A 13,297-nucleotide genomic window follows, 5' to 3' on the forward strand; every position below is an offset into this window, starting at 1 on the left:
CTGATGACGTGCGCGGATTCGACATCGAAAGCCGCAGCGCCACCGGCTTCCGGGCCACCGGAGAAGGAAGGCTCTTATGTCGGACCAGACCCCTGCCGTTGACTCCACCGCCCGCACGAATGTGGAGGGCCTTCAGGTCGCCACCGTCCTCTACGACTTCATCAACAACGAGGCGCTTCCGGGCACCGGTGTCGACAAGGACACCTTCTGGAAGGGCGCCGCCGCCGTCATCAACGATCTCGCGCCTCGCAACCGTGAGCTGCTCGCAGTGCGTGACGACCTCCAGAGCAAGATCGACGCGTGGCACCGCGACCACAAGGGCGTCGACTTCTCCGATCCCGCGGTGTTCGGCGAGTACAAACAGTTCCTCACCGACATCGGCTACCTCGCCGAGGTGCCCGAAGACTTCCAGATCGGCACCACCAACGTCGACCGCGAGATCTCCGACACCGCCGGACCTCAGCTCGTCGTGCCGATCCTGAACGCGCGATTCGCACTCAACGCGTCGAACGCGCGCTGGGGCTCCCTCTACGACGCCCTCTACGGCACCGACGTCATCAGCGACGAGGGCGGCGCCGAGAAGGGCAAGGGCTACAACAAGGTTCGCGGCGACAAGGTCATCGCGTACGCAAAGGGCTTCCTAGACAAGGCTGTTCCGCTCGAGCAGTGCAGCTACACCGACGTCACCAAGATCGCCGTCGTCGACGGTGCGGTGCAGGTGACGCTCGCCGACGGCACGACGTCGACCCTGGCCGACCCCTCCGCGTTCGCGGGCTACACCGGCGATGCCGCCTCCCCCGCTTCGGTCCTGTTGCGCCACAACGGCTTGTACCTCGACATCGAGATCGACCCGACGTCGCCGATCGGGCAGACCGATCCGGCAGGCATCAAGGATGTCGTGATGGAGTCGGCGATCACCACGATCATGGACTTCGAGGACTCGGTCGCCGCGGTCGACGCCGACGACAAGGTGCTCGGCTACCGCAACTGGCTCGGACTCAACAAGGGCGACCTGTCCGAAGAGGTCAGCAAGGGCGGCAAGACGTTCACCCGCGTGCTCAACCCCAACCGGACCTACACCGCACCCGACGGCACGAGCTTCGACCTGCACGGTCGTTCGCTGCTGTTCGTGCGCAACGTCGGTCACCTCATGACCAACCCCGCCGTTCTCGACGCCGAGGGCAACGAGGTTCCCGAGGGCATCCTCGACGCTCTGGTCACCTCGCTCGCGGGCATCCACGGATTGAGCGACGACGGCCTGCAGAACTCGCGCACGGGATCGATCTACATCGTCAAGCCCAAGATGCACGGACCCGTCGAGGCCGCATTCACCGTCGAGCTGTTCGGCCGTGTGGAGAAGGTCCTCGGCCTGCCGGAGAACACCCTCAAGGTGGGCATCATGGACGAGGAGCGACGCACCTCGGTGAACCTCAAGGCGTCGATCAAGGCAGCAGAAGACCGAGTGGTGTTCATCAACACCGGCTTCCTCGACCGCACCGGCGACGAGATCCACACCTCCATGGAGGCGGGTGCGATGATCCGCAAGGGCGAGATGAAGAAGGCCAAGTGGATGGTCACCTACGAGGACTCCAACGTCGATACCGGCCTGCACGCCGGACTTCAGCACAAGGCGCAGATCGGTAAGGGCATGTGGGCCATGACCGATCTGATGGCCGACATGGTCGAGCAGAAGATCGCACAGCCCGAGGCAGGCGCGAGCACCGCATGGGTGCCCTCGCCCACCGGCGCAACGCTGCACGCGATGCACTACCACCTTGTCGATGTGTTCGAGCGCCAGGACGAGATCGCCAAGCGCGACCCGGCATCGGTCGATGACATCCTGACCATTCCGCTCGCACCGAAGACCGACTGGTCCGACGCGGAGAAGAAGGAAGAGCTCGACAACAACTGCCAGTCGATCCTCGGTTACGTGGTGCGCTGGATCGACCATGGCGTCGGCTGTTCCAAGGTTCCCGACATCCACGACGTCGCGCTCATGGAGGACCGCGCAACGCTGCGCATCTCCAGCCAGCTCCTCGCCAACTGGATTCATCACGGGATCGTCACCGCCGACGACGTCGTCGCTGCGCTCGAGCGGATGGCCCCGGTGGTCGACCGACAGAACGCAGACGATCTGACCTACTCGCCGATGGCTCCGGATTTCGACACGAATATCGCATTCCAGGCCGCCAAGGAACTTATCCTCGAGGGGGCGAAGCAGCCGAGCGGCTACACCGAGCCGATCCTGCATCGCAAGCGCCGCGAGTACAAGGCTGCCGCGGCCAAGGCGTGAGCACGCGTGAGGTCCCGGACGGGCGCCCTGTCCGTCCGGGACCTCGCACGCGATAACGGAGGCGGTAGTGGCGCATCATCGGGTGACCGGTGGCGGAAATGGAATCAGACAGCGGGGGGTCAGCCGCGGGCTGGTGTTCGTGTTACTCGCTCTCGTGCTGATCGCCGCCGTGATCGTGGCATGGCAGCAACTCGGCGACCATCTGGACAAGCAGGCTGATTCTGCCGCCGCCTCATGCATCGAGGGGCCTGCGACCGTCGACGTCGTGGCCGACGCCGACGTTGCTCCGGCACTGATTGCGATCGCCCGCGAGTTCGGTGCGAGCAAACCCGTCGTTCGCGACCACTGCATCACCGTCGCCGTGCGTGCGGGCGACGCGAAGACCACCCTGGACGGGCTGGCAGGAAACTGGGACGCCGCGTCGATGGGAGCGTATCCCGCCGCGTGGATTCCGCAGTCGTCGGTGTGGGCTGCCGAGTTGGCGCAGGCGAAGCCGTCGGCACTCGAGGGAACACCGACATCGTTGGTGACCTCGCCTGTCGTGCTCGCGACGTCTGCTGAGCTGGGCAGCAAGATCGACGGCAAGATCGATTGGGGCCAGGTCCCCACGCTGCAGCAACGTGACGGCAGCCTCCGCGACTTCGACATGACCGGCTGGGGTTCGCTGCGCATGGCGATGCCGCTCGGCGCGCAGTCCGATGCCTCCTCGCTTGCCGCGCAGGCGGTAGCCATGCGTGTCATGCGTACCACCGGACCGCTCACCAACGACGACGCCTCATCTGACCGCGTCGCGTCGAGCGTCGGCGCAATGCTCGACGGCGCGCCGCAATCACCCGACGGCAGCCCTGTCGGCGCGGCGACGGTCATGCGCGACGCGACCGACGCGAAAACCTCGCCCATCCACGCTGTTCCGATCACCGAGCAGCAGCTCTACAAACTCACCCGCGAGGATTCGACGGCCCGTCTCGCCGAGATCGTGCCGAGCGGCCCGACACCGTTTGCCGACTTCCCGATCGTCCGGCTCGCCGGTGATCAGGTCTCGCCCGTGGCGAGCGCCGCGATCGCCGACTTCTTCCGCTTCGCCCAGGACCAGAAGCACCTGTCATTACTGACATCGCAGGGATTCCGCGGCAACGCACCGCTACCGCCCGCGACGAAAACCGTCGGATTTCCGATCACCAAGGAGCCGATGCCGCAGCCCGAAAACTCGGCCATCGTGACGATCAACAAACTCGTCTACGGACGCGACTTCGGCCCCTCCTCCTGAACCGGGACGCTCAGTCCGCGAACGCCTCGATCGGCGGGCACGAGCAGACGAGGTTGCGGTCTCCGTAGGTGCCGTCGATACGACGCACCGCCGGGAAGACCTTGGCCCGCGCACCTGCGGACGGCAATCCCTGGGGATAGACCGCTTCTTCACGCGAGTAGGCGTGATCCCATTCGGCGACAAGGCATTCCGCGGTGTGCGGTGCTCCGCGCAGCGGGTTGTCGTCGACGGTCCAGGTGCCGTCACCCACCTTGTCGATCTCGGCACGAATGGCGATCATCGCGTCGCAGAAGGCGTCGATCTCGTCGAGATTCTCGCTCTCGGTCGGCTCGACCATCAGGGTTCCCGCCACCGGGAAGCTCATCGTAGGCGCGTGGAAACCGTAATCGGCCAACCGCTTTGCGACATCGTCGACGGTCACTCCGGTTTCCTTCGTCAGCCCGCGAAGATCCAGGATGCACTCGTGCGCGACCCATCCACCGTCGCCGGTGTAGAGCACCGGGTAGTGATCGCCGAGGCGTCGTGCGATGTAGTTGGCCGACGCGATCGCGGTCAGGGTGGCGCGACGCAGCCCGTCGGCACCCATCATGGCGATATACGCGTAGGTGATCGGCAGGATTGACGCCGAGCCGTACGGCGCCGCCGAAATCGTTGCCGCGCCGGGCAGTTCGTCGGCGAGCGGATGTCCGGGCAGGAACGGTGCCAGGTGTGAGCGCACCGCGATCGGCCCGACGCCGGGACCACCACCGCCGTGCGGAATGCAGAAGGTCTTGTGCAGATTCAGGTGACTGACATCGCCGCCGAACCGGCCGGGGCGCGCAACGCCGACCAGCGCGTTGAGGTTTGCGCCGTCGATGTAGACCTGACCGCCGGCATCGTGGACCGCTGCGCAGATGTCGCGGATGTCGTGCTCGAACACACCGTGCGTCGACGGGTAGGTGATCATGATCGCGGCCAGCGACTTGCCATGTGCGTCGATCTTGGCGCGCAGGTCATCGACGTCGACATCACCGTTCTCGCGGCACGCGACGACCACGACGCGCATGCCCGCCATGACCGCGGACGCGGCGTTGGTGCCGTGCGCGCTCGACGGGATCAAGCAGATGTCACGAGCGGCGTCGTCCCGGCTGAGGTGATACTGGCGGATCGCGAGCAGACCGGCGAACTCACCCTGCGAGCCCGCGTTCGGCTGAAGGCTGACCCTGTCATATCCGGTGATCGTCACCAGCCACTGCTCGAGGTCGGCGATCAATTCGCGAATGCCCGCGCCGTCGCTGTCCGGCGCGAACGGGTGCAGCCGGGTGAATTCGGGCCAGGTGATGGGCTCCATCTCGGTGGTGGCATTGAGCTTCATGGTGCACGACCCGAGTGGAATCATGCTGCGGTCGAGCGCGATGTCTTTGTCCGACAGGGCGCGAAGGTAACGCAACATCGACGTCTCGGTGCGGAACCGGTTGAATGCCGGATGAGTGAGGAACTCGCTCGTCCGCGTCTCGACCGACTGCGCGAAGCTGCGCGGCGTCACGCCTGCCACCTCGAACACCTCGAGGACCCGGTCGATGTCTGCGGCCGAGGTGGTCTCGTCGCACGCGACGGACACCGTGTCGGCATCGACCCTGCGCAGGTTGATTCCCGCGCGGTGAGCATCGGCGACGATCGCGTCAGCGCGGCCATCCACGCGGACCTGCACCGTGTCGAAGAAGTTCGCGTGCTCGACGCTGAATCCGGCAGCGGTCAGACTGTCGGCGAGCGTCACGGCATGTGCGTGTACCCGACGCGCGATGGCGCGCAGGCCATCTGGCCCGTGGTAGGCGGCATACATCGCGGCCACGATCGCCAGCAGCACCTGTGCGGTGCAGATGTTGCTTGTCGCCTTCTCGCGTCGGATGTGCTGCTCTCGTGTCTGCAGCGCCAACCGGTAGGCGAGGTTGTCGTCGGCGTCCTTGGACACACCGACGAGTCGCCCGGGCAGTTGACGAGAGTGCTTGGCGCGCACCGACAAGTAGCCTGCATGCGGTCCGCCGAAGCCCATCGGCACGCCGAAACGCTGGGTGGTACCGAAGCACACATCAGCACCCTGCTCGCCGGGCGGCGTGATGAGGGTCAGCGCGAGGAGATCGGCCCCGACCGTGACCAGCGCACCGGCCTCGTGCGCGGCGTCGACGATGGGCGCGACGTCGAGGATTCGACCCGACGCTCCCGGCGTCTGCAGGATGACACCGAAATAGTCGCCGTCTGGCAGCCCACACCCCGGCAGCCCCGGATTCAGCGTCGCCTCGACAACCTCGATACCGAGCGGCAGTGCGCGAGTGTCGATGACGGCCCTGGTCTGCGGGAAGAGATCGGAGTCGACGACGAGCCGATTCGACTTCGACTTTCCGGCACGCCGCATGAGCGTCATGGCTTCGGCGGCGGCGGTGGCCTCGTCGAGCATCGACGCGTTCGCCACCTCCATGGCCGTGAGGTCGGAGACCATCGTCTGGAAGTTCAGCAGTGCCTCGAGCCTGCCCTGGCTGATTTCCGGCTGGTAGGGCGTGTACGCGGTGTACCAGGCCGGATTCTCGACGACGTTGCGCAGGATGACGCCGGGAGTGATCGTGTCGTAGTAGCCGAGACCGATCATCGACCGGTTCACGGTGTTCTTCGATGCCAGCGCCGACAGACGCTCGAGCGCCTCCTGCTCGGTCAGTGGGGCGTCGAGTGCCGACAGCCCGTTGTCCGACGGATCGTCGAGGATCAGTGAGGGCACGACCTGCTGAGCGAGGTCGTCGAGTGACTCGACGCCGAGGAGCGCGAGGATTCTGGCGGTCTCGTCTGCGTCCGGCCCGACGTGGCGGTCGACGAAGGCGGCGGATGTGAACTCGGAGCCGCGGATCTCGGGGGTCGAGGCATCGACGGATGTCATGGGGGTGGAACCTCTCGCGCGCACCGGTCGTACCGGCGGGTCGGCCCTCCCCCTCTGTCATGCCGCGGGGCGGCGCCTGAGAGATTCAGTCATCGTGTCGGCGATGACACGAAAACCTTTCACCGTGGGCGGGTAACGGCTTGGCCGTCACCACTTTCCAGAGACGCCGTCGACAGTACGGTCCGGGTGCCTGAGAGTTTGACGAGGAGGTGTTGCTCCTTCGGCGGCCATTCGAGATGACGCTCTCCCGTACTGCAGCGACGCGTTGTTCAGTCTACCCGTACGCTCATCCGGTTCGGCGGGTGCGGTTCTTCCGACGCGCTGCGAGTTCGTCCTCGGGGGCCGACTCGGTGACTCCACCGTCGGCTCGCTCGCCGGGGAAATCGGCGATAGCACCGGTGAGCTCGCGCATGGCACCGTTCACCGCGATACCGAACACTCCCTGTCCGCCCTGAAGGAGGTCGACGACCTCCTCGGCCGACGTGCACTCATAGACGGTGGTGCCGTCGGAGAACAACGTGATCCCGGCGAGGTCCTCGACGCCGCGCTGGCGCAGGTGATCGACGGCGACGCGAATGTTCTGCAGCGAGATCCCGGTGTCGAGCAGACGCTTGACGATCTTGAGGACCAGGATGTCCTTGAAGGAGTACAAACGCTGACTACCCGAACCTGCCGCACCGCGGATGGACGGCACGACGAGTGATGTGCGTGCCCAGTAGTCGAGTTGTCGGTAGGTGATTCCTGCGATCTGGCATGCGCTCGGAACCCGGTAGCCGACGAGTTCGTCGGGGACGGTGTCATTGGGGAAGAGTCCCGGCGCGATGTCGTCGAGGCTGCCCTGCGTTGCCCGACGACGTGGGGTCGGGTCGTCCGCCGGATGCTCGGCTTCCACGCCGACGTTGCCGTCGGTCGTCGTCTCGCTGTCTGACGGCTGACCTTCGTCACCGTCGAACGGCACATCGCCCACTGCAGACTCCCTCGCCACGCTCGGATCGGACCGGTGCGGACCTGCAACCACGATACGCCGCCGAACCCGATCTGCTCTCTCTCGTCGGGTGTGTCCCCGACGATCACGTGCGTGACGGTATGTCGCGGCCGTGCGTCGAATCAATGCGACGCGCCCTAAGACTCAACCTCAACTTGAGATTGAGATGAACGGTGATCTACGGGATACGCAACCGTGACGTGTCGCTGCGGGAGAGTCAGGCTCCGCCGCTGGCCTTGAAGTCGTCGGGCGAGACGTTGTCGAGAAATTCGCGGAACTTCTCCACCTCGTCCTCTTTCGCCTCGGGACCGTCTTCGGAGTCTTCGTCGGGGATCAGCAGCCCCGCCTCGGCGAGGACTTCCTCGTCGGCGATGATCGGCACCTCTGCGCGCATCGCGACCGCGATCGAATCCGACGGTCGGGCCGATACCCGCACATCGCCCGAGAAGACCATCTCGGCGTAGAAGGTGCCCTCTTGCATGTCGACGATGCGCACCTCGACGAGTGTCTGACCGAACTCTTCGATGAGATTCACGATGAGGTCATGGGTGAGCGGCCGCGGCGGCTCGATCCCTTTTTGGCGCAAGGCGATCGACGCCGCCTCGCTCTGCCCGATCCAGATGGGCAGGTAGCGCTCGCCGTCGACTTCGCGCAGCAGCAGAACCGGCTGACTCTGCGGCGGCTCGACCCGAATGCCCACCACACGCATCTCGCTCATCTCGCACCTCCCGCGCCGTCAATAATTGCCATCGACGCTACACCGACTGGACCCGCTGCGGCGTCGTGGCGAGATTCACGGCTCCGGCGAGCCGTGCCGCTTTCGTCGAGAAGAACGTCAATCAAGGACGCCACGCACGGCCTGCTTGACCAGTTGCGTGTGCAGGGTCACCGACAACGCGGCGATTTCGCGAATGAGTTCTTCGGCGCGGTCGCGGGCGCCGGTGCCTTTGCCCTTCGCGATCGGGTTGGCAATCTGCGCGACGAGTCCGGCCTCACGATCCGCGGAGACCTTGAACGCGCGCAGATGCCTGGTTTCCACGCCGTAATTGGCGAGGGCCGCAGCGGCTTCGACGAGCCGTACCGCGTCCTCGTCGAAGAATCCCGCGGGCCCGGATGTCAGTAGACCGTTGCGCTGGAGTTCGGTCACGAACGCCGAATCGACTCCGGTTCGCTCGATGAGGGTCTCGCGGGAGACCCGACCACCACGCGCCGAGAAGTCGGTGGCCGGTGCGACGACGCTGCGCGCCGTCGACAACACCGGTGTGCCACCTGCGCCGAATCCCCCGTCGCCGTGGTCGATGGCGTCGAGTTGCTCTTTGATGACCTTGAGCGGCAGGTAGCGATCGCGCTGTGCCGTGAGCACGAAACGCAGGCGCTCACAGTCGGACTGACTGAATCGCCGGTAGCCCGACGGGGCGCGTTCTGGCGTGACAAGCCCTTCGGCTTCGAGGAAACGGATCTTTGAGATCGTCACATCGGGAAAATCCTCGCGCAGCAGCGCGAGGACCGACCCGATGGACATCGATCCTCCGCCGCGCGCGTCCGCAGTCGAGGCCGGCACGGTGTCAGGCGCCGGAACCGTCGCGCGGACCACTCAGGAAGACCAACCGGAACTTTCCGATCTGGACTTCGTCACCGTTGCTGAGAGTTGCGCTGTCGACAGGCTCGCGATTGACGTAGGTGCCGTTGAGGCTGCCGACGTCGACAACCTGGAACTCGTTGTCCCCCAACCGGAATTCAGCGTGTCGTCGGCTCACTGTGACGTCGTCGAGGAAGATGTCGCTGTCGGGGTGCCGACCTGCCGATGTCGTCGGCTGATCGAGCAGGAAGCGCGAACCGGCGTTCGGGCCACGCTTCACGACGAGCAATGCGGTACCGGGCGACAGCCGCTCGACCCCTGTGTCGGCCGGCTCGCTCGAGGTCGCCGCGCCCGCGTCGAGTTCGTTGATGAACTCTTCACGGAACACCGATGTGGTTTCCACCGGCGCCTCGTAGCCGTTGTCGTTATCGCTCACCGCTTCTCCTTCGTCCTCATCCGTTCGTCACCTTGAGTGCACTCACCGTCGGCGTCTGCGCTAACGCGCTGCGAGGTCTCGCACCAGGCCACCCGACGCCGCGGATGCGACGTCGATTTCCGTTGGCTAAACGGTACCGCCTGTGCCGAACGCAACCACGTGCGACTCGGCCACGACAACGACGATCATACTTTCCCGTGCCCTGGGAATGGTCAGCCTTCGATCACGGCCCGGTAGCCATCTGCATCGAGCATGTCGGCCAGTTGAGCGTCGAGGACCGATGCATCGTCGAGGCTGATCTCGACGAGCCAGCCCGAGTCGTACGGCTCCGAGTTGACGAGGTCGGGCGACGAATCGAGCTCGTCGTTGACCTGTGAGATCGTCCCGTTGAGCGGTCCGAAGATGTCGGAGACACTCTTGGTCGATTCGACCTCGGCAAACGACTCGCCCACCTCGACCTCGCTGTCGATCTCCGGCAGCTGCACGAAGACGACGTCGCCGAGCTGTCCCTGCGCGTAGTCGGTGATCCCCACTCGGACCGTGGTCGGACCGACCTTGCGAACCCACTCGTGTTCGGGGGTGTAGCTCAGTTCAGCCGGCACATTGGTATCGGTCACGTCGACCCCTTTCTAGTCCTCCGAGACTTTAGGCCATGTCCCTGCCGGTCGGCACGCCAGCACGCGGCATCTTCGTGACCACCGCAATCGTCTGCGCCCAGTACAGCAGAAATGACCACACATACAGCGCGACGCCCCATATCAGGAACGCCCAACCGATTGGGTAACAGATCGTGCCGATCACCGAATCCAATTGTCCCGCAAGCAACCACGGGAACGCACTCATGAGTGCGAATGTCGCTGCCTTGCCGATGTAGAGCACCGGTAAAGCCAGCAGTCCCCTGCTCCGCAACAGCGGACCGGACGCGAACAGCAGCACGTCACGCGCCACGATGATGCCGATGATCCACCACGGGATGATCCCCCTGATCGCGAAGGCGACCGGAATGATCACGATGTAGAGCCGGTCGGCCAGCGGATCGAGCAGTTCACCGAGCCGCGACGACTGGTTGAGCAGGCGAGCCAGCTTGCCGTCGGCCCAGTCGGTGAACCCCGACAACATGAGTACCCAGAACGCCCAGGCATCGGCCTTGACGTCGAGCAGCAGCCACAGGAACACCGGGATCAGTGCCAGACGCAGCACGCTCAGCGCATTGGGCACCGTGACGATCCGCGACGTCGAGCTCACGGACTCGGGGTGGTCGTCCACGTCAGCGGAAGATGCCGATGACGCCCTGCAGGGTCTTGGCCCCGCCCGACGCGAACAGGTTGTCGTGCACCATGTAGGTCCACGTCGTCGTCGATCGGTGGAGGTCGGCGGAACCGAGGTCGACGCCGTCCGCGGTGATCGCGACATCGCGGAACGTTGCACGCGCATTCTCGACGGCCTCGTTCGGCAGTTCGCCGAACTCGGCGAGGATCAGCCGATGGAACTCGTCGAGCGGACTCTCCTTGCCGATCGCCCGCAGGTGGATGCTCGCGCGGACATCCGAGACGAATGCGAGGTGATCTGCCCAGGCACGGTCGAGGTGGTAGAGCATGATCTCGCGGGCCGCCTGGACGAGAACATCGCGGGAAACGGGCTCGGTGGGTGTCGCAGGGGTTGACTCAGCCGCGTCGTCGGCCGTGTCGGCTGTCGTGTCACCGGCCTCTTTGTCACCGGTCTCCCCGTCGGCCGTCGCCTTGTCCGCCTCGTCTGCCTTGTCCGCCTTGTCTCCTCGGTCTGCCGACGGGCTCGCGGTCCCGGTCAGCGCGGCATAGCGCTCCGGCTCGAGCTCGGCGAGTTCCTCGAGCGCGGTGTCGGTCGTGAGCAGCTTCATTCGACGTGCGACGACGATCTCACGCTGCTGATTGACCAGCTTGTTGTATCGCCACGTGTTGGCGTGGAGCTCGAGCATCACGCCCTCGGCGACGCGCTGAGCCTGCTCGATCAGGTCGATGCCCTTCTGCCCCATCGATCCGTCGGGCTCCGAGGAGACCGGGTCGCGCTTGAACGCGAGGTTCTTGGTGACGACCGGGTCCTCGAGGCTGCTGAAGAACACCGCGGAACCCGGATCTCCCTGACGGCCCGCGCGGCCGCGGAGCTGATTGTCGAGTCGTTCGGTGTCGTGACGACCGGTTCCCACCACGCACAGGCCACCGAGCTCGACGACCTCCTCGCGCGCCGCCGGGTCGTCGTCGGAACCGCCGAGTCGGATATCGGTGCCTCGCCCGGCCATCTGGGTCGACACGGTGACGGCACCCTTCACGCCCGCCTCGGCGATGATCTTCGCCTCCTCGACGTCGTTCTTCGCGTTGAGGACGACGCTCGGGACGCCCGCCTTCTCGAGGAAGTAGGCGAGCTCCTCCGATTCGGCGACGTCGTGGGTTCCGATGAGCACCGGCTGCCCGGTCTCGTGGATCTCCTTGACGTAGTCGACCACTGCCTCGACCTTGTTGGCCTTCGTGTCGTACACACGGTCGGGAAGGTCGGTGCGGACGTTGGCGGTGTTCGGCGGGATCTGCGAGACGCGCAATTCGTAGAACTGGCGCAACTGCTCGCCCGCGGCGAGTGCTGTACCGGTCATGCCGCACACTCGCGGGTAGCGACCGATGAGTGCCTGCACGGTGAGCGTGTCGATGACCTCGCCCGAATCCGTCTGTGCGAGTCCTTCTTTGATCTCCACGGCGGCCTGCACGCCGTCGGGCCAGCGCTGCAACTGCGCGACGCGACCACGCGAGGCGTTGATGAGATGGACGCCGCCGTCGCGGACGATGTAGTGGACGTCGCGCTCGAGCAGGTAGTGCGCGTGCATCGCGATGTTCACGTGGACGAGTGTGGTGCCCACATGTTCTTCGTCGTAGAGGTTGATGCTGCCCAGTTCCTCTTCGACGAAGGCGGCGCCCTCGTCGGTGAGGGTCACGTTTCGGCCTTCGGCGTCGATGTCGTAGTGCTTGTTCTTCAACCGGCCGACGACCTCGTGGATCGCCTGGTCGGGAACCTCGGCCTCGGTCGAGCCTGCGAGCACCAGCGGGATCAACGCCTCGTCGACCAGCACGGAGTCTGCCTCGTCGATGATCGCGACGTCGGGCGTCGGCGAAACCAGATCATCCTCCGACTGTGCGAGCTGGTCGCGCAGCACGTCGAACCCGATCTCGTTGACCGATCCGTAGGTGATGTCGCCCGCGTAGGCCCGCTTGCGTTCTTCGCGGGTCGAGTTCTCCGACACCGCGCCCGCGACGATCCCGAACGAATCGAAGAGCGGCTTCATCCACTCCGCGTCACGGGTGGCCAGGTAGTCATTGACAGAGATGACGTGCACCTGATGGCCGTCGAGGACATAACCGACGGCAGCGATCGCGCCCGCGAGGGTCTTGCCCTCGCCGGTACCCATCTCGATGACATCGCCCTCGAGCAGGCGAAGCGCGCCCTGGAGCTGGACGTCGAACGGCCTCAGACCCAGCGTGCGGTCGGCGGCCTCCCGGGCCAGCGCGAGAAACTTGGCTCGGTCTTTCTCGTCGGCGCTGATCTCGAGTTTCTCGGCCTCGTCACGGAAGTGCTCGGTGTCCAAGCCCGCGGCCCAGTCGGTGTAGTTGTCCGCCTCTTTGATCAACCCGACCGATTTGGACTGGTTACGTGAGGACTGGGCTCCCAGCAGCCGCCACATGCTGTTCGTCAGCTTTCCCACCGAACGATTCTCCTACCTCGTCGTTTCATCCGAACTCCGACGTCACGGCCCGGATCGACAACCACGGTACGCGGCCACGCAGCCGACAATTACGACGCGTCCACCAGA

At 65.3% G+C, this 13,297-nt stretch carries 10 protein-coding genes and 1 riboswitch; of the genes, 2 read left to right on the forward strand and 8 right to left on the reverse strand.

Annotated elements, in window-relative coordinates; translation table 11 throughout:
* The first annotated feature begins 76 nt into the window (after positions 1–76).
* Together ABW18_RS19680 and ABW18_RS19685 are read left to right on the forward strand one after the other, a co-directional pair.
* Positions 77–2,293: a malate synthase G gene (locus tag ABW18_RS19680; RefSeq protein ID WP_049700689.1), complete on the forward strand. Its 2,217-nt coding sequence runs from the start codon at positions 77–79 to the stop codon at positions 2,291–2,293.
* 67 nt (positions 2,294–2,360) lie between these two features.
* A complete protein-coding gene (locus ABW18_RS19685; RefSeq protein WP_049700690.1) occupies positions 2,361–3,560 on the forward strand; it encodes a substrate-binding domain-containing protein in 1,200 nt (399 codons plus the stop codon).
* 10 nt (positions 3,561–3,570) lie between these two features.
* Here the strand turns inward: ABW18_RS19685 and gcvP are convergent, their stop codons facing one another.
* The 8 genes from gcvP to secA2 form a co-directional block, all read right to left on the reverse strand.
* The gene (gcvP, locus tag ABW18_RS19690) at positions 3,571–6,465 is read right to left on the reverse strand and encodes an aminomethyl-transferring glycine dehydrogenase (protein ID WP_049700691.1); all 2,895 of its coding nucleotides are present in this window, start codon (positions 6,463–6,465) and stop codon (positions 3,571–3,573) included.
* A 168-nt stretch (positions 6,466–6,633) separates the two neighbouring features.
* Positions 6,634–6,725, reverse strand: a riboswitch (glycine riboswitch).
* Positions 6,726–6,751: 26 nt separating this feature from the next.
* Positions 6,752–7,357 carry a MerR family transcriptional regulator gene (locus ABW18_RS19695; protein WP_049700756.1) on the reverse strand — a complete coding sequence of 202 codons (606 nt, stop codon included), beginning with the start codon at positions 7,355–7,357 and terminating at the stop codon, positions 6,752–6,754.
* A 310-nt stretch (positions 7,358–7,667) separates the two neighbouring features.
* Positions 7,668–8,168: a bifunctional nuclease family protein gene (locus ABW18_RS19700; RefSeq protein ID WP_049700692.1), complete on the reverse strand. Its 501-nt coding sequence runs from the start codon at positions 8,166–8,168 to the stop codon at positions 7,668–7,670.
* Between the two features lie 117 nt (positions 8,169–8,285).
* Entirely contained in the window at positions 8,286–8,972 is a 687-nt protein-coding gene (gene ftsR / locus ABW18_RS19705) for a transcriptional regulator FtsR (protein WP_005206868.1), read from the reverse strand.
* Positions 8,973–9,015: 43 nt separating this feature from the next.
* Positions 9,016–9,465 carry a glycogen accumulation regulator GarA gene (gene garA / locus ABW18_RS19710; protein ID WP_049700693.1) on the reverse strand — a complete coding sequence of 150 codons (450 nt, stop codon included), beginning with the start codon at positions 9,463–9,465 and terminating at the stop codon, positions 9,016–9,018.
* A gap of 212 nt (positions 9,466–9,677) precedes the next feature.
* Positions 9,678–10,082: a glycine cleavage system protein GcvH gene (gene gcvH, locus ABW18_RS19715; protein WP_049700694.1), complete on the reverse strand. Its 405-nt coding sequence runs from the start codon at positions 10,080–10,082 to the stop codon at positions 9,678–9,680.
* Positions 10,083–10,110: 28 nt separating this feature from the next.
* Positions 10,111–10,731, reverse strand: coding sequence for a CDP-alcohol phosphatidyltransferase family protein (locus ABW18_RS19720; protein ID WP_049700695.1), 621 nt, complete (start codon positions 10,729–10,731; stop codon positions 10,111–10,113).
* Position 10,732: 1 nt separating this feature from the next.
* Complete coding sequence (secA2, locus tag ABW18_RS19725) at positions 10,733–13,189, reverse strand: accessory Sec system translocase SecA2 (RefSeq protein WP_049700696.1); 2,457 nt, start codon at positions 13,187–13,189, stop codon at positions 10,733–10,735.
* Between the last annotated feature and the right edge of the window lie 108 nt (positions 13,190–13,297).

The sequence above is a fragment of the Gordonia jacobaea genome, assembly GCF_001186365.1.
Classification (GTDB): domain Bacteria; phylum Actinomycetota; class Actinomycetes; order Mycobacteriales; family Mycobacteriaceae; genus Gordonia; species Gordonia jacobaea.